Here is a 25,699-nt window from a genome sequence, read left to right as displayed (position 1 = left end):
GGAGTACGCCATCATGCACCGCCAAGCGCTCATTTCACTGCTTGACGCACACCGGACCCGATTCATGGAAGAAGCGGCCTACGTGGCACGGGCGCGGGCGTTCGTCCTCGCCCACGAAGACTGCTTCCACTGCGATCTCTGGCCCGCCCACGTGACGGGATCCGCCTGGGTGGTGAGCCCGAGCCGCGAGCAGATCCTGCTGCTGCACCATCGCAAGCACGACCAGTGGTTCCAGCCCGGCGGACACGCCGATTGCGACTCCGACATCCTGCGTGTCGCCCTGCGCGAGACGTCCGAGGAGACCGGCCTGGATGCCTCGCACATCCGTCTCGTCGACGACGCCATCTTCGACGTCGACATCCACACCATCCCCGCCAGCGAGCGCGGCCCGCAGCACGAGCACATCGACATCCGTTTTCTGGTGGAGATGGACGACGACCTGACGATTCCCGGCAACGACGAGTCGCATCAGGTGTTGTGGGTGCGACTACGGCAGGTGGCGCAATTCAACAACAATCGCTCGACCCACCGCATGGTCGAGAAGACCCGCCGACTGCGGCCGTGGTCATTGCCCGCCGCAGCCGGCCAGTAAAGTGGAGTGAGCAGCACTTGACTGACGCAGACGAACGATGAGCGACATCCGTTTCAACATCGAGTTTGCTGGCGAACTCAGGGCCGGAACCGACCCGAAGCGGGCGCGCGACGACATACAGACCTTGTTCAAGCTGTCTGACGCGGCTGTTGCGGAGCTTTTCAGCGGGGTCCCCGTGACCGTCAAACGCGGCGTCGATAGCACCACGGCCGCGCGGCTGCATGCCGCCTTCGAAGCGGCCGGAGCCGTCGTCCGTGTCATTCCGGCAAGCGGCGAGCCAGAACGGCCGCAGTGGCAGGACGCGCGCCGCCCGGCCCCTGCGCACGACCTGCCGAGTCTGGATCCGTTCGGATGGTCTGGATCGGACCACCGCCCACCGTCGCGGGTCCATCGAATCTTCCATTGGTTCGAGCAAACGCTCGCCCTGGTTCTGTTGATCTTGATCTCGGTCGTCGCGGTCGAGGCCGTCTTCGAACTCTGCGTGGTCCTTTATCAGGATCTCGTCAGCGCCGACGGTTTGCCCCTGCTCGACATCGGACAGCTCTTCGAGGTATTCGGCATGTTTCTGGTCGTGTTGATCGCCGTCGAGCTGATGGCCAGCATCTACATGTATATGATGGATAAATCGGTACACGTCGAGATCATGCTACTCATTGCCATCACGGCGCTGACGCGCAAGGTCGTCGTGCTCGACGTCGAGAGCAAGGGTGATCCGGCGATGTACATGCTGGGTCTGGCCGCCTTGCTGGCGACCCTGATCGGCGGGTTCTACCTGATCAAGCGGTTGGATCAACGTCGGTAGCCGGACGCACAGGCGGTCAACCGGAGCTGAGCGCTGCGCTTCGCCGATCACTGAAACAGGCTGCGGCACGCGAAAGACACGCTAACGGTACACGCCTCCGGCGCTCGCGCATCACGCATGGTCGCAGCCTCACCAGACCCAACAGGCGCCACACGGGGACGGCTATTCTGCTAGGCTCCATGGTCGCCGACGAGCTTGCTCGCCAGGCTCTACAGAGGAACCACCCGTGCTTCACCCGAATCAGTTTCAAGTCAACGAAGCCTGGATCGCGTTCAAGCTGAACGACGGACCGATCCACACCGAAGAAGACGGCGACTTCGACTACATCACGCATCATGGATGCCGCCAGTTGTTTCATCCTGGGCTCGGCGCCTGTGCCAATGGCGCCTACCGAGCCCACGCAGCTGGAATGCAGGCAGTTGCTGAAGCAGGCCAAGGCACACAAGAATCAGTTGCCGAAGACCCTCTTTCTCCCCACGAATCAACCCGCCGCGTCCTTGTCGGCCGAGGCCATGGCGCAAGGCATCGACGTCATTCGAGTCGATGAGAGTCAACTCTTGCTCTTCATTGCCGAGGTGCGGGAAACCTTCAGGGCGAGCTTCGATCATGGCGACGCGCAGTGACGCCTGACCCGGCGCTCACGCGGCCTGCCAACACCCGTCAATCAAGCCGATAGATCGACGCCTGATCGGTCTCGCGTGGATCCTTCGAGTATCTGAACGGACCCGTCGGATCGACCGGACAGACCGACCTAGACTCCGCGCCCGCGTGCGGAGGGCTATGCGGAACCCCTGCCCACGACGTGACACCACCAACGGCGGACAGCGGGCAAGCCGCGATCCAGACATTCGATAGCGACGCCTGCGGCGCGCGGAGACACCATGCCGACGATCGGAACCCCCTTTACCCCCACCGCGACCAAAGTGCTGCTGTGCGGAGCCGGCGAGCTCGGCAAGGAGGTGGTGATCGCGCTCAAGCGGCTTGGCGTCGAGGTCGTCGCCTGCGACCGCTACCCCAATGCGCCCGCGATGCAGGTCGCCGACCGCGCCTACAGTTTTTCCATGCTCGACGGTGCGGAGCTTCGGCGCGTCATCGAGCTGGAGCGCCCCGACTACATCGTCCCGGAGATCGAGGCGATCGCCACCGACACCCTGCTTGCGCTGGAGTCCGAGGGCTTCACCGTCATCCCGACCGCGCGGGCGGCGCGGCTCACGATGAACCGCGAGGGCATCCGCCGACTGGTCGCGGAGGAGTTGGGTATCCCCACCTCGCCCTACCGCTTCGCCGACACCCGGGAGGACTTCGATCACGCCGTCGCCGAAATGGGCCTGCCTTGCGTAGTCAAGCCGATCATGAGTTCATCGGGCAAGGGCCAGAGCCTGGTGCGCCACGCGGATGAGATCGGCCACGCCTGGGACTACGCGCAGGCCGGAGGACGCGCCGGCGGCGGGCGGGTCATCGTCGAGGGGTTCGTCGACTTCGACTACGAGATCACCCTGCTCACCGTGCGCCACCGCGACGGGACCGCCTTCTGCGAGCCGATCGGCCATCGTCAGGAGGACGGCGACTACCGGGAGTCCTGGCAGCCGCAGCCGATGACGCCGACGGCGCTTGAGCGCGCCCGCGAGATCGCCACGCATGTCACCGAGGCGCTCGGCGGGCGCGGCCTCTTCGGCGTCGAGCTGTTCGTGCGCGGCGACGCCGTCATCTTCAGCGAGGTCTCCCCGCGCCCCCACGATACCGGCATGGTGACCCTGATCTCGCAGGATCTCTCGGAGTTCGCGCTGCACGCCCGCGCCATCCTGGGGCTGCCGATCCCCGCGATCCGCCAGCTTGGGCCGGCCGCCTCCGCCGTCATCCTGGTCGAGGGTGAGTCCACCCAGCCGCGTTTCGGCAACCTGGCCGAGGCGCTCGCCGAGCCCGGCACCGACCTGCGTCTGTTCGGCAAGCCGGAGGTGCGGGGGCGCCGCCGCATGGGCGTGGCCCTTGCGCGAGGCGGCGATATCGAGGACGCCAAGGCGCGCGCCCTGCGCGTCGCCGCCCAGGTCGAGGTCAGGCTGGACTGACCCAGCGATATCGGGAAATCGCGCGGCACCTTGGATTTCACTGCGCGACCCTGGGTCGCATGGTTCGGAAGGGGTTGCGACGAGACGCAAGGTGACGCCTGAACCGTTCTGACCCTTGCCACGTTCGCCCTGGCCTCAGAGCGACTGCCAGTCCGCCAGCAACGCCCCGTACTTCAGCAGCATGTACTTGGCCGGCTGCTTGTTTTTCACGCTGCCCTCGTCGCTCATCATCAGCAGACGGGATTCGCCATCGACGGTGACGGAATCGATGGCTTCCACGTTGTTCAGACCGAGTAGCTCCGGCAGTGCGATCGGTTCCGGCTGAGCGTCGTTTTCGCCGGACCAGGACCACAACCGAGAGTAGACATCGCCATCAGGCCCGGCGATCTCGTTCACCATCAGGAAGCGGCCCAGCACAGGATCATAGGTCAAGGAGCGAATGCCGCCGCCCTGAAGGTCGAGCAGCACGACGTCGGAGACGTTCGGCGTTCCCCCCCGCTCGAACAGGCCATGCGGATTGTCCAGCGCCACGATCATGGATTTTCCATCGACGACAGGCTCGCGGAATCCGATGAGCAGGCGTTGCTTCCTCTGATCGAAACTCAGTCCCTCGATGTTGATGTCTGAGAGGGTCTTGATGTCGGAGAGGGTCACCTGGTCGGCAGGTTGGCTCAATGCCTGCTTTACGACCGGTGAGCGCTGAAGTTGCTCGATCAAACCGGCGTAGACCTGCAGATCAACCAGATCGTCGCCAAGGATGCGGAACCGCAACAGCTGCTCCCGGCTCGCCTGGCGCCGCCCTTTGCGGTCCCTGGAGTGGGATGTGATGGCGTAGATGCGGCCGTCGGCATCCATACCCAGGCCCTCCAAGTCGTTCGGCCGAGTGCGGAAGGCGCGCATCAGGCGAAGGTCGAGCGCAGGGTCGCTGGCGAGCGACCCGTCGGCGCGGACGCGCAGGATGCTGAACGCCCGATCCGGCTCGTCCTCGGCGACGAGGATGCGGCCGTCCGGCAATTGCTGGAACGCGGACGGCTCATAGATGTCTTCGAACGGCGAAATGCCGGCGTTTCGCAGGCTCACCAGGGCATCGCCATCAAGTGCCAGCCGGATCGTGTGAAAGGACTCGACGCCGATAAAGGTCAACACCGATAGGATCAGGCCCCATCGGAAGACCCTGTAGGAAACCTTGAGCAGTTCGAACTTCCGATTCGCCATTTGACCCAGCCAGTACAGCTGGTCGCTCATCTTGGCATAGACGTCCTCCTGATCCTTCAGCAAGGCGCGCATCCGCTCCCAGTAGTCTGCTTTGGAGAGCTTGACCCGGTCCTCGTAGATGAGGATGTTGGACTCGCCATCGACGAACGCGCGCCGCGGCCGCACATAGGCCGCGAAGTCGCTCAGGGACGCGTCCCTTTTCAAGACCGCCTTGAGCCAGGCGAAAAGACCGCCCGGCCTGTTCGTCATGTCCGGCGAGGCCGCCAGCAGGGCGTAATAGATCGAGGCGACCGAGGTGAACAGAAAGAGCGTGGCGGGCAGCAGAAACTCGGGGGACGAGGTGTAGATGAAGGCGCCTGAGATCGTCAATGCCGAGGCGATGAATCCGTTCAGCGAGATCATGATGTTCGCCTTGGTGGCCGCGAGGGTGATGATCTCCAATTCCGCGCGATAGGCGTTGCGGAACAGCGTCTCGACGCCTTTTGCCGAACCGACCGGTCGCTGCTTTGGCGCCTTCGTCTTGGAAAGCCCCTCGCCCTTTTCGCGCTGCTTCTCCGCGCTTGCGGCGTCGGCGTCACTCGGCGCCGTGCTGTCGGTCATGTCTGTGCTGTTGGTGCCTATCTGTTTGGTGTCCATCTCTTGGGTGCTCATCGGTCCTGATGCGTTTCCCGCTGTAGACGCTCCAGCAGATCGAAGCTGATCCGGCCGGTCTGAGGAATGCCCCGCGCCTCTTGGAAGGCTCGAACGGCATCGCGGGTTCTGGGTCCGATCAGACCATCGATCGGACCTGGATCGAAGCCAAGTCCGCTGAGCTGTTGCTGAAGCAGAGACACCAACCGGTTGGTGAGCGGCGGTGCGTCGAGCAGGCGCGGCGCCCCGCCGGCTGGATCTCGGACACAGCGCTGCAAGCTGATCCGCTCGGCGGGATCGCCGGGGCTGGCGAAGACGAAGGGGATCTCGGGGTCGCAGACCGCCATCTCCACCGCTTCCGCTGGCGGCTCGTCGCTCGCGGGAGTGGCCGTGGTCGCGTAGCGCGCGAAGCGCTCATTGAGCGTCAGCTCACGGCACTCCTCGGCTATAGGACCACCAGACGCGTCTGGTCGTAGACGCACTCCTGGGGACGTCCACCGAAGGCGCGAAAGGCCGCATCGTGCATGCCGATCAGCGCGGCGGTATCGATCGGACGCGGGCTGGCCGCCACGTAAAGCAGGCGCGAGTAGGACAGCACGAAGACCATCAGGTAGACCGTCCGCTCCTCGCCACCGATCATCACCCCGCGCAGCTCCCCGCCGTCGACCTGGCACTGCACCCCAGGCTGCATGTCCACCACCGGCTCGTAATAGCGCGCCTGCTTGAGCGTGACCGTCTCCTTGAGTTCCTTGATATAGCGCCGGGCACTACGATCAGACACCGACAGATCCCCATGCGCCTCGCGCAGCTTGCGCAGCACCTTCACCGCACTCAGACGCGGATAACGCTCCAACAGATCGACGATGGCCGTCCGATGCACGTCCAGGCGCCGTGTCCGGCTGAATATGCAGCAACAGTAGAGCGCCTTACTTGGGCTGCTGGGTCAGCGCTATGTGTCGTTATATTCTCAAAGCGGCTGAGGGGGTGCGAAATGACGGCATTTTCGTGCCCACGCAGAGACGGTCATGGTAGTGGAGCCGCTTGTCCATCCACTAAAGGATTGGGCACGACCACCGGCAGGTCGACCCCAGGCAGATACCAGTTCAGTTCTGCGGCATCGGGGCTGAAATACGGCCGTGCGCTTTCAGCGTTGTCAGCTAGTGCCTCCGGGCAAGGTGTACGCTGATACTGAGCTTGGTCGCGGTCGTAGACATGCACCTGGCAAGCCGTTTCGCTGTCATCGGCGCGGGCCTCCAGGTAGGCGAAATAGCGCCCATCGGCGCTGATGGCCGGATGGTGGTTATCGAGTCGCAGCCCGGTACTGTCTTCGATCAGGCTGAGCGATTCCGCCAACCTGTCGTCCCAAAGCCCATCGATCAGGATCTGCCGCTGCCCGTCGGCATCTCGTTGGTCGTAGAGCAGGTCCTCGCCGGCTGCATCCAGGGCCGGATGTGCCGAGGCCGTGGCGGCTGCGGCGGTGACGCGCGTCGTCTGGCCCACCGCAACGTCGTGCAGGAAGATGTCGGTGACACCGTTACCATCGCTGTCAACCAGGTCGTCGGCATCGCTCTGGAAGACCACCAGCTCGCCGTGCGCATCTGCGGCGGGGTGACCGCTCGGCCCATTGCCGGCATGACCCGCTTGGTTCCGGCTGAGTAGGGTCAGCGCCTCGGTGAAGACATTGAGGCGGTAGATGTCGCGGACACCGTTGCGGTCGGCGGGCAGGATGTCCTCCGCCGTCACGAACAGCAGCCACAAGCCCTGCGGGTCGAGCAAGGCTTGCTCGATGCGGTCGCGGTCGACGCCGTAGAGCGCCAGCGTGTCCTGGACCCAAACGGGCAGCTGGTCCGGATTGGTGATCGGTAGCGGTGCTTCGAGCGCCTCCGCCGCAGGTGCGTCCGGGACGGCTGCCGGCTGTGCCAGGCTCATGTCACCCGCAGTTGCATCGCTCACCGCCGCGCTGCAACTGACCACGCCGGCCCGGGCCGCGAAGATGGCCCCGGCCGCGACGCGGAAGCCCGCGCCGAAGCGCAAGATCGGCGCCTCGAAGCTAACATCCGCGCCCGCCTGCAACTGGACCGCGCCCTGCGTCTCGATGTGCTGCGCCGAGGCAACGCGATGCGTGCCGGGCCCGAAGGTCACGGAGTCTACGGTCACCGGGCCGCCGTCGCAGGCATCCTGGGTGGCGTCGCAGGCGTCGCCGATGCCATCGCCGTCGAGGTCCTGTTGGCTGGGATTGGCGTCGTTCGGACAGTTGTCGCTGCTGTCCGGTACGCCATCGCCATCCTGGTCGGCAGCGTCCGCGGCCGTGGTGAAGGACCGCATCTCGCTGAAGGCCAAACCCACTTCCCACCCGATGGAATCGAAGGCGGCAGCCATCCACTGATAGGTCTTGCCCGGCTCCAGGGCGCGGGATGGCGGAACCTGCACCGAATAGGCAATGCCGGCGTCCGGCAGGATCGGGGTCGCGTAGACGAAGTTACCGGTGGTGGGGTCCATGATAGCTAACCAGTAGGCTGCCACACCGACCATGCCGTTGCTCGCGAAGCCAAAGCTGGGCTGCACCGAAACACCCGTCGCACCGTCAGCGGGGCCTGCGGTCAGCAACGGCACTGCATTGAAGACGTGGACTGTCCACAGCAGGGTGCGACTCTGGCCATTGGACTGGTCGGTCACGGTGAAGCGCAGCTGATGGGGTCCGGGCACCAGACCTTCGTCCGCGCCGTCCGTGGTCACGTAGCCAAAGTTGCCGTTGCCGTCGGATTGGAGGTTGTCCCAGTGCTTGCCGGCCTGGGTCAGGTCCACCACGTTGATGTCGAGGATGCCGTCGGCGCTACTTCCAGCCCACAGCTCAAGCTCCAGCGTAACGCGACCATCCGCCTGACGATAAGCGCGGCTCTCGCCGTCGTCCCAAATGAATGGAGGTGCGTCCGGCGAGCCTGGGAAGCTGTTGACCACGGTAAAGTGGAGCACTTGAGCGCTGCCAAGTGGGTTGCCCGCCAGGTCGGCAATAGCCCCATCGAGTTCGACCCGATAGGTATGACCGGACTGCCAGCGCCCGCCCTCCTCAAAGGCGCGTTCGATGTCGATCAAGGCGCGCTCCCCGTCCTCGTGCACCCAGCGCTTTTCGATGTGGATGCCGAGCGCTGCGCCGCCATCGGTCTCGTCGAAGACCTCCACCGTATCGCCCGCGACGATGGTGTCCGGGTTCATGTTCTCCGAGAAGAAGACACGGATCGGCTCCCATTCCAACCCGTTCGCCTGATCCGCGGGACGTGTCTGCACGATCGTCGGGGCCGTGGTATCACCGGCACCGGTGTTGAAGCTGAAGCTATAGGGCGTGGCCAACCCATGGCCCTCGGCATCTGATACCGCGGTGGTCAGCGTGACCTGATAGGTAGCCTGCGCTTGCAGGGACTGCGGCCAGATCAATAGTTCGAAGCCGCTGGGCTCCAGTTGGTAGGCGGGAGACCCCGGCCCGGTTAGTTGCACGCTCTGTAGCGTAACGCTCGCCGGATCGATGGGCTTGTCGAACCCGATCCGGATGGGCAGCGTGTTACCGCCGACCTGACCATTGTATGGTGCGGTGGATGTTACCTGGGGCGATGAGATGTCGAGCGGTGCGCCGGCCGTGGAGAAGCCGATCCTCACGGGGTGGTGATAGCCCGTCACCGGCACTCCATTCAGGTCGCGGCAGTCAAGGCTCAGTGCATACCAACTACTGTAGCGCAGCGGTGCGGTCGGGATCACCGTTAGCGTGTCGTTGGAATGCACCGTCTGCGACCAGTTTAACTGGTAGCCAGCCTCGCTCTGTTCCGTATTGTTCCATAGCTCGACCCAAGAACAGCCGTCCGTATCCATTGAACGATCAAACTGCACACTGAGCGCTTGACTGACGGGCACACCCGCCGTGCCTTCTTCCGGTTGAATGGCCACCACCTCGGGTGGGGATGACGGCCCTGGTACCAGCGGATCGGGATCGCTTTCGTCAGGGATGCCGTCGTTGTCGTCGTCCGGATCGGCATTGTTGCCGATGCCGTCGCCGTCGGTGTCGACGGACTCGGATGGGTCGAGCGGGAAGGCATCCTGAGCATCTAAGACGCCGTCGTTGTCGTCGTCGGGGTCGGTCGCGTCGGGGATGCCGTCGTTGTCGGTATCTAATGCGGTGTCGCCGGTCACGACCGTTTGGGTGCGGTTACCCGCGGGGTCGTAGGTGTAGTCGATGCTGCGACCGTCCGCATAGGCAACTTGGAGCAGGCGGTTCAGCGCGTCGTATTGATAGCTGATCGTCTCGGCGAGCAGGGTTCCCGGGAGCAGCAAGGCCACCCCTACCAAGACCCACGAACGGAACCTTTGCTTGTTGCTTGTCATTTTCTGCATTGCCCTTTGAGTTGGCTTGTTGGCCGAACCAACACGCAAACGACTCCGATCCCCGTTGGGTGGGCACGTTGTCTGTGCCCACGCGTCATTGATTATTCCTTACCCAAATCCGAATCAGGATTTTCCTGCATCCCGGCCCAATGACTTGGATAGGTTCCGGCTTTCACATAACGGTGAAAGGTTGAAAACGGCCAATCCGCCACATGCCGCACCAATCCATGCTTAACCGGATTGAAATGGATGTCGTGCAGATGGGCCTCGAAATCACGATCATCGCGAATGGCATGCTCCCAGAAGCGACGTTGCCACAGGGTGCCTTCCCGATGCTTTCGTTTTGAGTCCGACATCCAGCCCTCACGCGACAACCGATCTCCTGCCCGCTTGGTGAAACGGCTCTTGAGCAACGCCCAGCGGGTCGAAAAATCGGCATCTCCCTTCGGCAACGTCCAGATACAGTGCAGATGATCCGGCAGCAGCACCCAGGCATCGATCTTGAACGGGTGGTCCGCCCGCGTCGCATGGATCGCCTCGCGTAGCCATTGCCGCGGCTCGGCATCCGTCAGAAACCGCCGACGCCGGTAGGTCACCACCGTAAAGAAGTAGGTCCCGCCAGCAACCACCGCCCGCCGATACCGCGTCATTCATCCCGCACCGTAGGGTGCCCACGCGTGCCGACAACGCCGTTCATGCCGACCGACACCCGTGTTTCGCACCCCCGAAACCCGCCCGATACCAAAGTTCCGGGTTTGCACCGCGTGGGCACAAAAAACGTGCCCACCCTACCGGGCTCGTTGAGTATATCCAGGGGGTACCGGGTATTTCACGGCGTTGTCGAACCGGGACCTGTTAACGGTTCGCTACCGCCGACGTAGGGCACGAACGACGTGCCCACACTACCGGGCTGCATCGGGTTTATCTTGCCGATCAAGTTAACGGCTTGCGCAGAGATGGACATTAGTATTCCAAACCCTGCATTCTTCTTTGCTTCGTTGGCGAGGTGCTGGTTTCCAAATGATTCATCAACGAATTTTTGGAACGTGCTCGATGAAATAACTGCTTGATTAAACTCATCTAGACGCATGCTGAATTCCCACTCGCCGGCCCCCGCGATGCCTTTCGTTCTAATGCGGTAAATCTGGTTGGCGAATGAAAATAACACATACCCGGGGTTGGATACATCCAAAGCTATCGAGCAAGCCTCCTGCGTGTTCGCGACATTCTCTTCTGTGCGGCCTCCGTTATATAAGGATACGGCAATATCCAGCGCCTCGTTGCATAGAGTGTTTACAGCGAAACCGCGGATCGCATTCTTGACGTTCGGCCCGTCGCCAAGAGTCTCCAAGGAAAAATCCGATGACAGATCCCAAGCTACGCCAGCCCAATCACTCGGACTATTGCCCATAGACCCGATCATAGCGTCAGGAAGAACTGTGAGGTCAGACTTCGCACCCTTATTGGATTGTGATTGCGCAATCTTTTCCTGAATCCCATTCTTTCTTAGATACTCCGCTTTCAACTGCAAGTATTTCTTTTTCGCCCTTATCGCTTTTATCCTCCGTTGTATCTCGTCGGAAGTGTAATTCGCGGCAAGCCCAGTAGCATCCTCTTTCGTCATTGGATTACCACTTGCATATTGATAGCGGTTCAAGCTTTCCGGATTGCCAGCTTCGCCATATTGTTCATCCAAGCTCAAGAACCGCCCGAGATCCGCCCGATAATACCGCGCCCGCATATGATTCAGTCCATTCCCATCATCCATCACACCATACCGCCCAACAAAGCGGAACGGGTTGTATGAACTACCCTGCGCAGTGACGTTGCCGAATGGCTCGTAGGCATAGCTGTCGGTGACCAAACCACTGTCGTCCGTCAGCGCCAGCGTATTGCCGGTCTGGTCGAAGTGGTAGTAGCGGTGGCTGTTGCCGGTGATCTGCGCCACCAACCCCTCGCCATAGAGGTAGTAGTGCTGGACGTTGTTGCCGCCATCGGTCTCGGCCAGTACGGAATACAGGTCGCCGCCGGTGGGGTCGAGCACGTAGCGGGTGGTCTGGCCGCCGCTGGTGCGGGCAACGCGGCGGCCATCGCCGTCGTAGCTGTAGCTGTCGGTGAGCACGCCTCCAGCGGTGACGCTGGTGATCAGGTCCTGGGCGTTGTAGGCGTATTGGATCGCGGCGCTGCCGCTGGGATCGGCGGTGACGCGGCCGTCGTCGTCATGGGTGATCGCGGCACCGGCGGTGCTGGTGAGGCGGTTGCTGGCGTCGTAGAACTGCTCGGCGGTCCGGCCCAGGTTGGCGGGCTGCAGGGGTAGATCGACGTCGGCGCTGAGCGGATTGCCGAGGCCATCCAGCGTCAGCGTGTGGCTGGAGATCACGCCATTGGCGGCGTTGTGGTTGACGAGTGACGTCAACCGGCTGCCGGCATCGTAGCGCTTTTCAACCCGCGCCCCGTTGCCGTATTGAATAGTCTTGACCGCGCCGTTGTCGTAGCGGGTGTAGTTGGTGGTATCGCCCAGCCAGTCGGCGAGGCTGGCGAGCCGGCCGGCGTCGTCGTGGCTGTAGTCCACGCTGCGGTTGCCGGGATAGGTCAAGCGGTCCATCTGGCCAGCGGCGTCGTAGCGATAGGCGACGGTGTTGCCGAAGGCGTCGGTGACGCTGGTCAGGCGATTGCGCTCGTCATAGCTGTACTGCGTGGTGCCGTTGGCGTCCGTCATGGTCTTGCGGTTGCCGTTGGCGTCGTAGGTGTAGCCCACCGTCGGACCGCCGGGATAGGTCACGCTGGTGACGCGGTCGAGGGTGTCGTAGCTGTAGCTGGTGGTCTGCCCGGACGGCGTGGTCTGCGTGAGGCGGTTGCCGTTGGCGTCGTGGCTAAAGGTCCACTGGCGGCCCTCGGCGTCGGTGAGTTGGGTCAGGCGATCGGCCGCATCGTAGCTGTAGGTGGTCGTGTGGCCATTGGGGTCCGTGGTGCTGGCGAGGTTGCCGTTGGCGTCGTAGCTGGCCAGGGTCTGCCCGCCGCTGGGGTCGATAACCTTGGTCATCTGGCCGAGGGCGTCGTATTCATACCGGGTCAGCTGGCCGCGGGCATCGCGCCGGCTGGCGAGCAGGCCCTGGTCGTTGTAGGTGAAGGCCTCTTCGTTGCCCAGGGCGTCGGTAACCTGGATTTTGCGATCGAGTGCGTCGTAGGTATTGGTGATCCGGCGGCCCTCGGCATCGGTGACCGTGAGCACGTTGCCGTTGGCGTCGTAAGTGTAGGTGATGGTCTGCGACAGGGGGTTGATCTCTTGCAGCACCTTGCCGCGGGCATCGAAATGGGTATCGCTGTCGTGACCCTTCTCGTTGGTCACGCGGTACAGGCGGCCCATGGCGTCGTAGGCGAAGCCGCGCACCCGCTGCTGGCCGCCGACGGTGTAGCGTTCCTCGATCTTGCGATTGAAGGCGTCGTAGACAAAGCTGGTGGTGTTGCCGCGCGGATCGGTGGTGCTAACCAGATTGTCGCTGGCGTCGTAGACGTTGGTGGTGACACCATTCGCCGGATTGGTGGTGGTCAGCCGGTTGCCGTTGGCGTCGTAGGTAAATCGGGTGATATAGCCACGGGCGTTGGTCTGGGTGAGCACGCGACCGAGGTCGTCGTAGCTGGTGGCGGTGACATGGCCGAGGGCATCCGTCACCTGTATCGGTCGGCCTGCGTCGTCGTATTCGATGTCGGTGCTGTTGCCGCGTGCGTCCGTTGTCTGTTTCAGCAATCCTTGGTCGTCGAAGTCGCGTCCGGTGCTCTGATTCAACGGATCGACGACCGTTTCCGCCTTGCCGCTCGGCGTGAAATCGCTGTAACGGGTGGGTGTCGGCACCCCCGGCCGCTGCACGGTGGCCAGCGGCGTGAGGTTGGTCTGCCCTGCGACTTCGGCCCGGGTCGCGGGCGTCTCCCGGCCGAGGGGGTCGGTGATGGTCGCCGGATTGCCTCGGCCGTCGGCGGTGTAGGCGATGGTGGTCTTGGCGTTGCTGGGGCGATAGGTCTCCACCGGCAGGGCCATCTCGGGGATGCGGGTGCGCTCCGTGGTGGTCTTGTAGGCGGTGCGGCTGCGGTAGTCGCCGACACCAATCGAGTCCACCCGTTCGACCACGCGGGTGCGGGCGTCGTCCAGGATAAAGACGATGTTGTTGTTGACGCCGTTCACGGTCGGGCGGGTGATCCCGGAGTCGGCCACGCCTGAGCTCTGTTCCAACCCGTGGACATAACCCCACTCATTGCCGGCGCCGTCGGTGACCGACTCCACCTTGCCTTCCAGCGAACCGGAGTCGTAGTACGTGATGGTCGCCTGCACGTTGCCACGGGGATCGGTGATGCTGGCCAGCTTGCTGCGATCGAAGGCGTTGCTGCCAGCCCTGTAGCCATAGATGGTCGAATGTCCACGCGGATTGCGTACGGCAGTGATCATGCCGTCGGCGTTCCAGGTGTACTGCACGTAGCGCCCGGCAAAGTCGCTCACCCGCGTGATCCGGCCGCTGGCGTCGCGGGTGACGGTGAAGCTGCGCCCGCTGGCGTCGGTCGCGCCGGTGATGCGGTTGTCGGTGTCGTGGGAGAAGCTCAGGACATTGTCGTCGCGGTCTTCGATGGTTTCCAACCGCCCGGCGCCGGCACCTTTCGGGGCCGCGAAGCGATAGAGGAGGTTGCCTTGGGTGTAGAGCGTGAAGGTACCGTCCGCGTTTTCGGTCAGCTCATCGAAGTTGCCGGGGTTGAGCGCACGCCAGGTGCCATCCGACTCACGATAGTAATTTATAGAGCGGCCGTCCTCCCGAGGGCCAATCGCGATGGTCGGAGGCATGCCGCCGAAGCCGAGGCGCATGTCGACGTTGAAGCTCCAGGCGCCGATCTTGGACCCGTTGGCGTTGTAGGCGCGGGTCACCGCGAAGTCCGGGCCTTTGCCGGAAACCGACAGATCCGTGGTGGACCTGTGGTAGTTGCCGGTGGCCACGTCGACCCCGCGCATGAGCCGGCTGCCGCTGCCGCTGAGGGCGGGGTCGCCGTTCAGATAGGGTACGGTCACTGCGGCCAGGCACTCCACCGTCGCCACCTGTCCGGCGCTGTCGGTCACCCGCAGGTTGATCGGGTGCACGCTCGTCGAAAGCTCGATGCTGGTGGTCGCGTCCGAACCCCAGTCATGGTGACCGTACCCCAAAGGAGCGAAGAGCACCTCGGTCCACTGGTACGTGTAAGGCGCTGTGCCGCCGGCAGGGGTTGCGGTGAAGTCGACCTCGGCATACGGTCCGCTCACCGGGAAGGTCTGATCGGACGTGACCGTTACATCGAACTGCGAGCGCGAGGCGGTGCGGGTGCCAAGCACGACCGTGCTGCCGTCCGGGCGCTCGGCGGAGATCTCCACCGTCGCCGTATCCGCCCCGGCGAATAGCCCAGACCAGTCGGAGATCGGCGTACCCGAGGCGTCCTGCCAGAGCAGGTTATTTGCGCAGAAGCCACCCTGATTGCCGACCACGCTGGCCTCGGCGACGACGACGCCCGCCTTTTTCAGGATGGCCTTGCGCCAGTTATCGGACCCGTCGTAAAAGCAGGCGGTTGAATCAAGGGGAAGGCCGAGGGTGTTGGTGGTGCAGGAGAGGCCGGCAGCAGGCAAAGGATCAAATGACTGTCCGCCACGTACCAACCGAACGTGGACGTCCTCGCTCCGGACGAAGTATTCGGCGAAACCGTAGCTAAAGAGCACGTACCACGCGTGGTCCGAAAAGCTGACGTTGGGAGAACCCGACCAAACATACCAAGTAGGCGTGTTCGGAAACAGACTGTCATTGATGCTCGGGTTGGTGCGACATGGTTCGACCAGGCTCATCAATTCATTGACGTTTGGGAGACGCCAATCGTCATGCCCGGCGAAGGTTGCGGACTCGGCGAGGTCCAACGCAGCGGCCCAAGGATGGGAAGTTGCCCCCCCCCGGGTACAGGTGCCACCGCTCCAGGTCTGACCCTCGACGCAGGTCTTCCACATCAGCCCGGTACGGGTGTCGGTCACGGTGCCAGCGCTGAGGTCGGTCGTGTAGACGCTGTCGGGGTTGCTGGCCGGGATGCCGTGCTGGCAGGTTCCCGCCAGCACCATATCAGCCAGGGCCAACCAGGCCAAACCGATCAGGAAGATAGACAATGGTTTCATTTAGACCATACCTCGGACAGACGAAGCGGACAGGGTAGGCAATGGGTCAGCCGTCCGGCATCGCGCAGCGCCAGACCCAGGCGATCCCGCAGAAAATCGGCGAAGGCCATGCGCCAGGCGTCGAGTTGCGCAAGGTCTTGGTGGATCAAGACAAAATCATCCACATGACGCACATAATGATGCGCCTTGAGTCGATGCTTGATGAACTGGTGGTGGCGCGGAAATTGCCACATGGCGCGTTCGGCCTCCAGCACGAAACGACTGGCATCGCACCACAGCGGAATCTGCTTGTACCTGGGGGCCGGGTGGTGTCGTCATGGTTGACACACAAAAATCAAAATCACCGTCCGCCGCGCACAAGCCGAACCTTGTCGGCGTAGCTCCGAAAACCAAATATCTGGCTATTTCCATAGTCAAACTCCAGGTTCCACGCGCAGCTCGAACTGTTGGCGTTGGGAGAACCCGACCAGAAAAACGAACGCGGCGTGTTCGGAAAATAGACTGGATCGATTAACGGCTGGACGGTGCGTCCACGATCCACGATACCAAACAGCTCCTTTATCTGCGGCATCCGCCAGTCGTGCGCGCCGCACAATCCGAGGGCATTGACGGCGCCCACATAACCTTCGGTATTGCAGGGCTGACCGCCCATGGTGTTGTTGCAGGTAGAGGTGTCGCCCACCTCGCCGAGATCGCCATCGGGGCTGTCGGTGTCGTACCAGGTGTAGCCCCAGTCCCGATCGCGGAATCCGTTATCATCGGTTTTGACCTCCCAGATCAACCCAGTGACATTATCGCGGGTACAGGCCCAATCGGTCGGGCCGCTGCCGAGCGTGGCGGAGGCCGGCAGATCGCTACCATTGTTGGCGATCTTGGTGAAATCGAAACCCGCGCTCCCGCCACCGATCTTGGTCAGGGTGCCGGCGGCGGCTTGGGCATCGCGGCCATAATGAGCATCCTGTCCGGCGGGTTGGCTGCCGTCGCAGGGGCCGTTGCCATCGGTGGCCGCGCCGCAGAATTGGATTCCGGTGTCGTTCAACGGGCCAAGCGCCCCGGCGGGCAACGCCACGGAGGCGAGCAGGCCGGATAGGATCCAGATAAGACGAGGGCGTAGGCGCATCGCGGAGTCTCCATAGTCAAACCCCGCGCGCGAGCGGGATGGGGCGGTCAGGTCAGTGATCGTCTAGCGCATCCTTCGTTTCCACGCGGGTGCACCCTCTCCGTGATCCCAGGCCAAACGGCCAACGCTCGCCCTCGGTGCTCGCGCAAAAACGACGGAAGGCGTGCAAAACCACTTAAGGGGAAAGGTTTATAGTTCACGAATCGCTAGTCGTCAAGATTATTGCGGGCAGTGGGCAGATTCGCGCATATATAAATAAATCCAGGACTTGAAACCGAAGAATACGGCCATGGAACGCGACTTTGAAACGCCTTCGCTACATCCGGAGCCGCCTATCCGTGTAGACGGGTGGAGACTCTCGCGGATTGTGACGGCCTTGCGTGCGCCGCCGCCGAGCGGGCGAGGACTGTTTTCACTGCGATCTCGAGCTCTGCGTAGTCCTTTATCCGGATCTCGTCAGCGCCGAGGGTTTACCCCTGCTCGACATCAAGCAACTCTTCGACGTCTTCGGCATGTTTTTGGTCGTGTTGATCGCCGTCGAGCTAATGGCCAGCATCTACATGTACATGATGGACAAATCGGTACACGTCGAGATCATGCTGCTCATTGCCATCACGGCGCTGGCGCGCAGCGACTCCTGCGGCGCGCGGATGTAGGTAACCTTGAGCAGTTCGAACTTCCGGTTCGCCATTTGACCCAGCCAGTACAGCTGGCCGCTCATCGTGGCGTAGACGTCCTCCTGATCCTTCAGCAAGGCGCGCATCCGCTCCCAGTAGTCTACCCGGTCCTCGTAGATATCGAGGCGACCGAGGTGAACAGAAAGAGCGTGGCGGGCAACAGAAACTCGGGTGACGAGGTGTAGATGAAGGCGCCTGAGATCGTCAATGCGGAGGCGATGAATCCGTTCAGCGAGATCATGATGTTCGCCTTGGTGGCGGCGAGGTTGATGATCTCCAATTCCGCGCGATAGGCGTTGCGGAACAGCGTCTCGACGCCTTTTGCCGAACCGACCGGTCGCTGCTTTGGCGCCTTCGTCTTGGAAAGTCCCTCGCCCTTTTCGCGTTGCTTATCCGTGCTCGCGGCGTCGCTCGGCTCCGTGCTGTCGGTCATGTCTGTGCTGTTGGTGCCTAAGTGTTTGGTGTCCATCTCTTTGGTGCTCATCGGTCCTGATGGGCTTCCCGCTGCAGGCGATCGAGCAGGTCGAAGCTGATCCGGCCAGTTTTCGGAAGGGCTTGAGCCTCCTGGAAGGCGCGAATGGCCCCGCGGGTCTTGGGGCCGATCAGACCGTCGATCGGACCTGGATCAAAGCCAAGTCTGCTGAGCTGTTGCTGAAGCAGATCCACCAGGCGATTCGTGAGCGGCGGTGCGTCGAGCAGGCGCGGTGCCCCGCTGTCTGGATCCCGAACGCAGCGCTGCAAGGAAATCCGCTCGGCGGGATCGCCGGGGCTGGCGAAGACGAAGGGGATCTCGGGGTCACAGACCGCCACCGCTTCCGCCGGCAGGTCGTCACTCGCGGGAACGGCCGTTTGAGCGGCCAGGGTCGATGCCGCTTCGGCGTCGGGCGCGATCACCGCATCACTGCGAGGCGTTTCCGGACGCGGGCTCGGCTCGGGTGCGGACGTCGTGATGGTTTCGGCACCGACATCCGGCATCGGACTGGGCGGCGGCTCGTCTGCGGGCGGACTGAGGACGCCAGGCTCCGACGGCGTATCCGCCTCATCGGGAGTCGCTGCGGCGATCTCACCCCGGCGCGCTCCATCAGGAGACGAGACCTCCGGCGCTCCGCCGAGAACCGCCACGAAGAGCAGGCCACCGACCGCGAGCCAGAGCGCACCGGCCACCGGCCACGCACGCAGTCCTCGCTCGGCGTCGGGCGTCGGCTGCGCGAAGACTCGATCGAACGCCTTGGTCAGTCGCGCCTCGATGCGCGTGTAGAGCGCCCCCGCGAAACCCAGAATGCCGAGCCCATACCAGACCAGTACCAGCAGGATGAGCCTGGCCAGGCCCAACAGATCGCCAGGCGGGACGCGACCGACCAGGGGTTTGACGAGGCCGGGATGCCGTCTTGCCAGGGTCATGACCGCGACCGCGATGCCGATACCGGCGCCGACGGTCGCGGCATTGGTCGGCCAGGCCGCCGGTCCGTCGAGGACAAAGGGAAACAGCAGCACCAGGGTGATCAGGACCGCCCAGGCCGCGACGGGCCAGGTGTAGCCGATCTCCGGGTGAGGTCTGATGCGTGTTGTCACCCAGAGGAAGCGCGCCATCAGCAGCGTGGTGGCGATCGCCGCAACCGCGACTGCGGTGGACAACCCGCCCCAATCGGCACCGGCGAGCAGCGGCTTGATGCCCTCCTTGGTGAGCGCGCCGCTGGTCAGGGGCGCGCCGGCCAGCGCCAGCGCCAGGACAACCAGTCCGGCCAGCACCAGGGGTTGCGGAAGCGCGGCATATTTGCGCAGACCCACACCGAGAAAGAGCCCACCCTTGGCCAGCGCGTGGTGGGCGGCATAGAGGGTGATGGCCGCCACCCCGACTGGTGCCAGCGCGGGCTCGGTCAAGATCAGCCCCAGCAGCAGGATCAGCAGGCCCATCTTGCTGATGCTCGAATAGGCCAGCACGACCTTGGGGTCGGACTGCATCAGACCGATGGGGAGCGCATAGAACATCGTCAGCAGCCCCGCCCCGGTCAGCCAGGCGCCCCAGTCGGCCAGGGCGACGACGCCCACCGGCAGGAAGCGCAGCCAACCCAGGATCGCGACCTTGATCATGGTGCCGCTGAGCACGGCGCTGGCCGGGATGGGCGCGGCCGGATGCGCCAGCGGCAGCCACAGATGCAGCGGGACCATGCCGGCCTTGACGCCGAGTCCCAGGATGAGCAGCGCGATGGTCAGCGTGTCGAGCCCGACTAGCTGCTCGGGCTCGGGCAGCGTGGTGCCGGCGTGGCTGGCGACCAGTACCAGGGCGGCGAAGAGGGTCACCTCCCCGAGCAGCGCCATCACCAGATAGACCTTGCCGGCCCGCAGCGCGGCCGTCTTGCCGTCGTGGATCACCAGCCCGTAGGACGACAGCCCCATGATGGCGAATCCGACATAGAAGCTCAGCAGATCCTGCCCGACGATCAGCCAGAGGTTCCCGGCCATCGCCAGCAGAAAGAAGAGGCTGAAGCGCCCCGCGTTCACCGTGCCGCGAACGCTGAAGGCCGCATAGATCCCGGACACCAGCCAGAGGATGGCGGTGAAGATGAGGTAGATCCGGCCGGTCGCGTCGAGCCCCAGGGTGGTGCCGAGAAAGAGCCAGGGCAGCTCCAGACGGCTGCCGAGCGGCACCAGCAGCGCGGCGGCCAGTCCAGGCAGGGCGCCGATCGCCGGCAGCCACCAAAACGACGGTCTGACCGCCAGGGCCGCGAGCAGCAGCGGCCAGACCCAGACCAGGATCAGCAGCCAGTCGTTCACGGCCCGTACTCCCGGCGCGCGATCAGCGTCGCCCATTCGAGCGGGCTGAAGGGCGCCGCGGCGAAGAGTCCGGCGGCGAGACAAAAGGCGGCGGTAATCAGGGGCGGCCAGAGCAGCGCGCCCATGGTCTCGAAACGCCCGGCCGGGATGTGCTCCTCCGGCCAACGCTTGGGCGGCGGCCTGAACCAGGCGCGGTAGAGGATGGGCAGGAAATAGCCGGCATTGAGCAGGCTGCTCAAGGCCAGGATCAGCAGCACCCAGTAGGCGTCGGCCTCGACCGCGCCCATTGCCAGGTACCACTTGCTGACGAAGCCCGCGATCGGCGGGATGCCGATCATCCCCAGCGCGCCGACGCTGAAGGCCAGCGTGGTCCAGGGCATGCGCCGCCCGACCCCGTCCATCTCACTGACCTTGTGGACCCCCAGGGTCTCGGCGTAATTCCCGGCGCAGAAGAAGAGCGTGATCTTCATGATGCCCTGATGCACCAGGTGCACCACGCCGCCGATGGTGGCGACGGGACCGAGGATGGAGGCGCCCAGCGCGATGTAGGAGACCTGGCTCACGGTCGAATAGGCGAGTCGCTTTTTGAGCCCGTCCTGCGTCAGCGCCATGCCCGAGCCATAGAGGATGGTGATCGCCGCGAGGATGCCGAGCGGCGTCAGCAGCCCGAGCGCGTCCGCGAACCCCACGCCATAGACATCGTAGACGACACGGACGATCCCGAAGGCGCCGGCCTTGACCACCGCCACCGCGTGCAGCAGCGCGCTGACCGGGGCCGGCGCGACCATGGACTGCGGCAGCCAACCGTGCAGGGGGAACAGCGCCGCCTTGACGCCGAGTCCTGCCAGCAGGAGGAAGAAGATGGCGATCAACTGCCACCAGACATCCGGCTGCAGACCCGACAGAAAACCACCCTGCACGAAGTCGGCTGGCCCGCTCAGCGCCTGCAGCCAGACCGCGCCGACCAGCAGCAGGGCGCCGCCGCCCATGGTGTAGGCCAGGTAGATCTTGGCCCCCCGGGTGGCGTCCGGCGTCCCGCGATGGGCCACCAGTGGATAGGTCGCGAGCGTCAGGATTTCGTAGAAGATGACGAAGGTCAGCAGGTTGCCGGCCAGGGCGACCCCGACCGTGGCCGAGACGCAGAGGCTGAAGAAGCCGAAGAAACGGCTGCGATTCGGCGAGTGCTCCAGATAGCCGATGGCATAGATGGTCGTCACCAGCCAGAGGACCGACGACAGGGTCGCGAAGAGCACCGCGAGGGCATCGGCGTGCAGCACTAGAGTCAGCCCAGGCGCCAGCGTCAGCCGAGTCTCGTAGACATGACCGTGGAAGACGCCCCAAATCATCACGCCGACCAGCAGCAGCTTGACGATGGCGCCGGTCATGTTGAGCACACCGCGCAACAGATGACTCTCTTCCTTCACCAGAAAGATGAAGATGCCCGGTAGGAGCGAGCTGAGCACGATGACCGCGGGCAGCATCTGATCGAGATTCATAGGCCGCCCTCAAAGCCCAGCAGGCGCCAGAGCGGGCGGGCCGCCAGTCCCAGCACGGCCACCGCGGTCAGGGCCAACAGCAGCGCCGGCACCTCGGTCCGTGCCTGGGTGACGAAGCGGCGCGGCGTCGGCTCCAGGTTGAAGGCGCGGCTGAGCACACGGAAGATGTAGGCCGCCGCCAGCAGGGTTCCGATCAGGATCGGGAGGATCCACCACCACTGCCCGCTCTCGATCGCGCTCCGCATCAGGATCCATTTGCCGATGAAGCTGCCGCTCGGCGGCAGCCCGATCAGGGCGATGCCGGCCAGGGCGATGCTGAAGGTCGTCGCCGGCATGTGCTGCGCGGTGCCGCCGAGGTCGTCGATCCGGTCGTGACCGGCGCTGCGCTGCACCAGACCGGCGGCGAGGAAGAGTCCCGCCTTGGCGAAGCCGTGGGTCAGGGCCATGAGCAGCAGCGCCACCAAGAGGTCGTCGCGCGCGTCGCCCGTCGGCAGCGCGGTCAGCACCGGGAGGAAGAGACAGAGGTAGCCGATCTGAGCGACCGTGGAATAGGCCGCCATCAGCTTCAGCCGCTCGGCCCGCAGTGCCCGCCAGGAGCCCCAGACGACGGCCATGGCGCCGAGCAGGCCCATGAGACCCGCGGCCCAGGGCGTGACCAGTGGCGCGAAGACGTCCAGCCAGAGCCGCAGCATAAGATAGAAGGCGGCCTTCACGACCAGCGCCGAGAGGGCCGCGCTCACGGGCGCCGGCGCGTTGGCGTGAGCCGGGGGCAGCCAGAAATGCATGGGAAAGAGCGCCGCCTTCAAGGCCAGGCCAGCGGTCATGAGCACCAGCGCTGAGGCGGCGATCGGCTCGGGTCTCACGGCAGCGCCCAGGAGGGCCATGTCGAGCGTGCCATACGCGGTATAAAGCAGCGCAACGCCGAGCAGATAGGCCAGGGAGCCGAGCAGACCGACCAGGAGGTAACGCAGACTGGCCTCGACCGCCGCCTTCGTGCCCGTTAGGGCGCCCAAGGCCGCCGCCGTCAGTCCGAGCAACTCAAGCATGACGTAGAGATTGAAGAGGTCCGCGGCCAGGAGGAGCCCGTTCAAGGCGGCCCAGAGCAGCAGCCAAAGGGGCCAGAAATGGGTGTCGGTCTCGCCACGGCGGAAATAGCCGGTGGCGTAGACGCTCACCGCCAGCGCGACCAGGGCCGCCATCGCCAGCAGCGCGGCGGAGAGCCCATCCGCGACGAGGCTGATGCCGAGCGGCGCGCCCCAGCCACCGAGGTCCGAGCGCAGGCTCCCCTGTTGCCAGACCTCGGCGGTGACCAGCCCGACCGTCGCCAGGGTCGCGAGCGCGGCGAGCAGGCCCAGCCCCTGGGCGCGACCGGGAACGGCGGTGACCAGGAGCGCGCCGATCAAGGGGACGGAAACGGCCAGGGCGAGGCTATCCAGCATCGTCGTCGTCTTCCAGCCGCCGCCCCATCGCCAGTGCCAGCGCGGTCGCGCTCACAGCGACGACGATACCCGTCAGAACCATGGCGTGCGGCACCGGATCCGGCGGCAGCGCGCCGCGCTCGGCGATGGCGATCAGGAGGTGAAAAACGCCACTGCCCATGATGTTCAGCGCGATCAGCTTACGCAGCAGGGGCTCGTAGACCAGAAAGGCCCAGAGCCCCAGCGCGAAGAGGATCACACCAGTCCCGCCGTAGAGCAGCGACGTCATCATGAAGGGCCGTCCGTGTCGGATGGCGGCTGTGGTTGGCCGCCAACATAGGCGGCGGCCAGCGTGACCCCGATCGCCAGGGTCGCCGCCGTTTCAATGGTCAGGATCAGCCATTTCGACCAGGCGTGCGGATAGCTCAGAAAGCCCGTGCCAAACGCCATGGTCGCCAACCCGACCAGGACGAATACCCCTGCGCCCGCCACCACCAGTCGGCGCTGCACCGGGACCGGCGGCAGCCCGGCGCGCGCGTCGCCGGCCAATCTCAACACGACGCCGGCGGCGCCGAGCAGGGCGCCGGCCTGGAAGGCGCCGCCCGGGGCATGTCCACCCACCCAGAGCAGGTAGCCGCCGGTCAGGATCAATAGCGGCACAACCAGCTTGACCATGCCGCGCAGCACGGTCCCCGCCGGCTGGAAGCCCGGCGAGGCCGCGCCCAGGGACCAGATGCCCAGCAAGGCCGCCAGCAAGACCGCCAGTTCGAGCAGGGTATCGTAGGCGCGATAGGCCAGCAGCACGCCGGTGACCGGATTGCTGACACCGGTGTTGGACAGCTCCCGCAAGGCCAGCTCGGCCAGGCGCGGCGTCGGCACCAGGGCATCCCGCAGTACCCAGAGCAGCCACAGGGCGAGCAGGCCGACCAGTGCGCCGATCACCAGGGTTCCGGCACGTCTCACGACCCTTCCTCGTCTGGATCAGCTTGTCCGTCGACCGCGGACCGACGCGCCGCCCGGCGCGCCGCCGCGAGCATCAGCGCCCCGCCGAGCCCCGCGCCGATGGCCGCCTCCGCCAGCGCCACGTCGGGCGCGCGCAGCCGCGCCCAGACCAGCGCCAGCCAGAGCCCGAAGGCGATGAAGAACATCACGGCCCGGCGCACGTCCGGGCTGGTCAGCGCGGCCACCGCCAGCCCCAGCAGGGTGGCGAGCAGCACCAGGTCGAAGAGGAGCATCAGCACATCGGCGGTCATGGCGTCAGATCCTCGCCGTCGCCGCGCAAGGCCCGCTTCGCGATCAGGTGGGATCCGGTGGCGCCGGCGAGCAGCACCAGCAGCCAGATGAGCACGAGTTTCAAGGCAGTGAAGGGATCCGGCAACCAGGGCAGCAGCCCGAGGATCACCAGTCCGAGTCCGAGGTTATCGGTCTTGGTCAGCGCGTGCAGCCGGCTGAAGAGGTCTGGCAGCCGGATGAGTCCGAGCGTCCCGACCAGGAAGAAGAAGGCGCCCAGCGCGATGGACAAGACCGAGAACAGCGTCAGTAGCAGACTCATGCGTCAGGCTCCCGATCCAGTCGACGCCGGGTGAAGGCGGAGACGGCAACGGCGGCCAGCAGGGCAAAGATCAGGGCCACATCGGCCAGGGCCGGTAGCTCGAAGGCGACCCCCAGCAGGAGCAACACCGCGATGCCCGTGGTCCCCAGGAGCTGGGCGCCCATCATGCGATCGGCGGGCGTCGGTCCGACAACGACCCGGATCAGACCAGCGGTCATGCTGAGCAGGAGCACCAGGGCGGTTGCGATGAGGAAATCAGACATACGCATGCGGCTCCAGGCGCTCGCCGAAGATGGCCGCGACGCGGCGCTCCAGGTCGGCCAGCTCGGGCGTCACATCCAGGCTCGCATCCAGCAGATGCACATGGATGACATCCTGGTGCCGGTCGGCACTCAGCGACCCCGGCAGCAGGCTGATGCAGTCGAGGAAGAGCACGCGCGCCGCGGGCTGGGACAGGCGCATCCGATAGGTCTGAAAGCCTGGCTTGATGCGCATGCGCGGACGCAGGATCCGCCGCGCCACATCCGCCCCGCCACGGAAGGATTCGCGCAGGAAGAAGGGCAGGAACGCAAACATCCGGCGGAAGCCGGGCGCCGCCGAGTCCTCCGCCAGGCGACCGTAGACCCAGCTTGCGAAGAGCACGGCGGGAAGGCCGATGACCCAGGAGACCGGATCCCAGCCGGCCAGGATGATCCAAACCCCAAAGAAGACGAGAAGCCGTCTGGCGATAGCCATGCGTCGATCAAGATCCTCAGATTGTCGATTTTGGCGCATCCCATCGAGAGCGGCACCTGAGCGAATGTCCGGGAAACACGCTCG

The 25,699-nt window shown here is 64.5% G+C and carries 22 protein-coding genes and 3 pseudogenes; 5 read left to right on the top strand and 20 right to left on the bottom strand.

Annotated features, from left to right (window positions below; genetic code table 11):
* Positions 1 to 13 precede the first annotated feature (13 nt).
* From CKO23_RS12230 to purT, 4 genes are all read left to right on the top strand, one after another.
* Complete coding sequence (locus tag CKO23_RS12230) at positions 14 to 592, top strand: NUDIX hydrolase (protein ID WP_200331491.1); 579 nt, start codon at positions 14 to 16, stop codon at positions 590 to 592.
* Between the two features lie 37 nt (positions 593 to 629).
* Positions 630 to 1,394 carry a phosphate-starvation-inducible PsiE family protein gene (locus CKO23_RS12225; RefSeq protein ID WP_200331489.1) on the top strand — a complete coding sequence of 255 codons (765 nt, stop codon included), beginning with the start codon at positions 630 to 632 and terminating at the stop codon, positions 1,392 to 1,394.
* Positions 1,395 to 1,774: 380 nt separating this feature from the next.
* Complete coding sequence (locus tag CKO23_RS12220; RefSeq protein WP_200331488.1) at positions 1,775 to 2,017, top strand: hypothetical protein; 243 nt, start codon at positions 1,775 to 1,777, stop codon at positions 2,015 to 2,017.
* 258 nt (positions 2,018 to 2,275) lie between these two features.
* Complete coding sequence (purT, locus tag CKO23_RS12215; protein ID WP_200331486.1) at positions 2,276 to 3,460, top strand: formate-dependent phosphoribosylglycinamide formyltransferase; 1,185 nt, start codon at positions 2,276 to 2,278, stop codon at positions 3,458 to 3,460.
* Positions 3,461 to 3,595: 135 nt separating this feature from the next.
* On the opposite strand, the gene CKO23_RS12210 is transcribed toward purT, so the two are convergent.
* The 9 genes and pseudogenes from CKO23_RS12210 to CKO23_RS12175 all read right to left on the bottom strand — a co-directional run bounded on the left by CKO23_RS12210 (position 3,596) and on the right by CKO23_RS12175 (position 16,962).
* A complete protein-coding gene (locus tag CKO23_RS12210; RefSeq protein WP_200331484.1) occupies positions 3,596 to 5,311 on the bottom strand; it encodes a DUF3616 domain-containing protein in 1,716 nt (571 codons plus the stop codon).
* Positions 5,312 to 5,322: 11 nt separating this feature from the next.
* Complete coding sequence (locus CKO23_RS12205) at positions 5,323 to 5,652, bottom strand: peptidoglycan-binding domain-containing protein (protein ID WP_242482404.1); 330 nt, start codon at positions 5,650 to 5,652, stop codon at positions 5,323 to 5,325.
* Between the two features lie 39 nt (positions 5,653 to 5,691).
* Positions 5,692 to 6,203, bottom strand: a pseudogene (locus CKO23_RS12200) (DDE-type integrase/transposase/recombinase); the annotation flags it as partial.
* Between the two features lie 1,289 nt (positions 6,204 to 7,492).
* Positions 7,493 to 7,597 (bottom strand): annotated as a pseudogene (locus CKO23_RS26485) (thrombospondin type 3 repeat-containing protein); the annotation flags it as partial.
* Between the two features lie 678 nt (positions 7,598 to 8,275).
* Positions 8,276 to 9,676 (bottom strand): annotated as a pseudogene (locus CKO23_RS26480) (Ig-like domain-containing protein); the annotation flags it as partial.
* A 101-nt stretch (positions 9,677 to 9,777) separates the two neighbouring features.
* Positions 9,778 to 10,326 carry an REP-associated tyrosine transposase gene (locus tag CKO23_RS12190; protein ID WP_200331478.1) on the bottom strand — a complete coding sequence of 183 codons (549 nt, stop codon included), beginning with the start codon at positions 10,324 to 10,326 and terminating at the stop codon, positions 9,778 to 9,780.
* Between the two features lie 179 nt (positions 10,327 to 10,505).
* Positions 10,506 to 15,842 (bottom strand): Lcl domain-containing protein, encoded by a 5,337-nt coding sequence (locus tag CKO23_RS12185; protein WP_200331476.1) that lies wholly within the window; start codon positions 15,840 to 15,842, stop codon positions 10,506 to 10,508.
* Positions 15,839 to 16,096 carry a hypothetical protein gene (locus tag CKO23_RS12180; RefSeq protein ID WP_200331474.1) on the bottom strand — a complete coding sequence of 86 codons (258 nt, stop codon included), beginning with the start codon at positions 16,094 to 16,096 and terminating at the stop codon, positions 15,839 to 15,841. The genes CKO23_RS12185 and CKO23_RS12180 overlap by 4 nt, the downstream gene beginning before the upstream one ends.
* Before the next feature lie 86 nt (positions 16,097 to 16,182).
* Complete coding sequence (locus tag CKO23_RS12175; RefSeq protein ID WP_200331472.1) at positions 16,183 to 16,962, bottom strand: DUF1566 domain-containing protein; 780 nt, start codon at positions 16,960 to 16,962, stop codon at positions 16,183 to 16,185.
* Between the two features lie 380 nt (positions 16,963 to 17,342).
* Here CKO23_RS12175 and CKO23_RS12170 point away from each other — a divergent pair, with 380 nt between their 5' ends.
* Positions 17,343 to 17,618, top strand: a complete 276-nt coding sequence (locus tag CKO23_RS12170) for a phosphate-starvation-inducible PsiE family protein (protein ID WP_200331470.1) — start codon at positions 17,343 to 17,345, stop codon at positions 17,616 to 17,618.
* Here CKO23_RS12170 and CKO23_RS26730 read toward each other — a convergent pair.
* Genes CKO23_RS26730 through CKO23_RS12120 form a run of 11 tightly spaced genes read right to left on the bottom strand, consistent with a single transcriptional unit; the run spans position 17,519 to position 25,615 of the window.
* Positions 17,519 to 17,725 carry a Pycsar system effector family protein gene (locus CKO23_RS26730; RefSeq protein ID WP_369408002.1) on the bottom strand — a complete coding sequence of 69 codons (207 nt, stop codon included), beginning with the start codon at positions 17,723 to 17,725 and terminating at the stop codon, positions 17,519 to 17,521. The two genes, CKO23_RS12170 and CKO23_RS26730, sit on opposite strands and share 100 nt — an antisense overlap.
* 14 nt (positions 17,726 to 17,739) lie before the next feature.
* Positions 17,740 to 18,108, bottom strand: coding sequence for a hypothetical protein (locus CKO23_RS12165; protein WP_200331468.1), 369 nt, complete (start codon positions 18,106 to 18,108; stop codon positions 17,740 to 17,742).
* A gap of 11 nt (positions 18,109 to 18,119) precedes the next feature.
* Positions 18,120 to 20,414, bottom strand: a complete 2,295-nt coding sequence (locus tag CKO23_RS12160; protein ID WP_200331466.1) for a proton-conducting transporter transmembrane domain-containing protein — start codon at positions 20,412 to 20,414, stop codon at positions 18,120 to 18,122.
* Complete coding sequence (locus CKO23_RS12155; protein ID WP_200331459.1) at positions 20,411 to 21,910, bottom strand: complex I subunit 5 family protein; 1,500 nt, start codon at positions 21,908 to 21,910, stop codon at positions 20,411 to 20,413. Before CKO23_RS12155 ends, CKO23_RS12160 begins: the two co-directional genes overlap by 4 nt.
* Positions 21,907 to 23,349 carry a complex I subunit 5 family protein gene (locus CKO23_RS12150; RefSeq protein ID WP_200331457.1) on the bottom strand — a complete coding sequence of 481 codons (1,443 nt, stop codon included), beginning with the start codon at positions 23,347 to 23,349 and terminating at the stop codon, positions 21,907 to 21,909. The genes CKO23_RS12155 and CKO23_RS12150 overlap by 4 nt, the downstream gene beginning before the upstream one ends.
* Positions 23,339 to 23,620 carry an NADH-quinone oxidoreductase subunit K gene (locus tag CKO23_RS12145; RefSeq protein ID WP_200331455.1) on the bottom strand — a complete coding sequence of 94 codons (282 nt, stop codon included), beginning with the start codon at positions 23,618 to 23,620 and terminating at the stop codon, positions 23,339 to 23,341. Before CKO23_RS12145 ends, CKO23_RS12150 begins: the two co-directional genes overlap by 11 nt.
* A complete protein-coding gene (locus CKO23_RS12140) occupies positions 23,617 to 24,291 on the bottom strand; it encodes an MnhB domain-containing protein (protein WP_200331453.1) in 675 nt (224 codons plus the stop codon). Before CKO23_RS12140 ends, CKO23_RS12145 begins: the two co-directional genes overlap by 4 nt.
* A complete protein-coding gene (locus CKO23_RS12135; RefSeq protein WP_200331451.1) occupies positions 24,288 to 24,581 on the bottom strand; it encodes a Na(+)/H(+) antiporter subunit B in 294 nt (97 codons plus the stop codon). Before CKO23_RS12135 ends, CKO23_RS12140 begins: the two co-directional genes overlap by 4 nt.
* The gene (mnhG, locus tag CKO23_RS12130) at positions 24,578 to 24,880 is read right to left on the bottom strand and encodes a monovalent cation/H(+) antiporter subunit G (RefSeq protein ID WP_200331449.1); all 303 of its coding nucleotides are present in this window, start codon (positions 24,878 to 24,880) and stop codon (positions 24,578 to 24,580) included. Before mnhG ends, CKO23_RS12135 begins: the two co-directional genes overlap by 4 nt.
* Complete coding sequence (locus CKO23_RS12125) at positions 24,877 to 25,143, bottom strand: monovalent cation/H+ antiporter complex subunit F (protein WP_200331446.1); 267 nt, start codon at positions 25,141 to 25,143, stop codon at positions 24,877 to 24,879. The genes mnhG and CKO23_RS12125 overlap by 4 nt, the downstream gene beginning before the upstream one ends.
* Positions 25,136 to 25,615 (bottom strand): Na+/H+ antiporter subunit E, encoded by a 480-nt coding sequence (locus tag CKO23_RS12120; RefSeq protein WP_200331444.1) that lies wholly within the window; start codon positions 25,613 to 25,615, stop codon positions 25,136 to 25,138. Before CKO23_RS12120 ends, CKO23_RS12125 begins: the two co-directional genes overlap by 8 nt.
* Between the last annotated feature and the right edge of the window lie 84 nt (positions 25,616 to 25,699).

Origin of the sequence: Thiocystis violacea (assembly GCF_016583565.1) — a bacterium.
GTDB lineage: Bacteria > Pseudomonadota > Gammaproteobacteria > Chromatiales > Chromatiaceae > Thiorhodococcus > Thiorhodococcus violaceus_A.
This window is presented reverse-complemented; position numbering and strand designations above follow the sequence as displayed.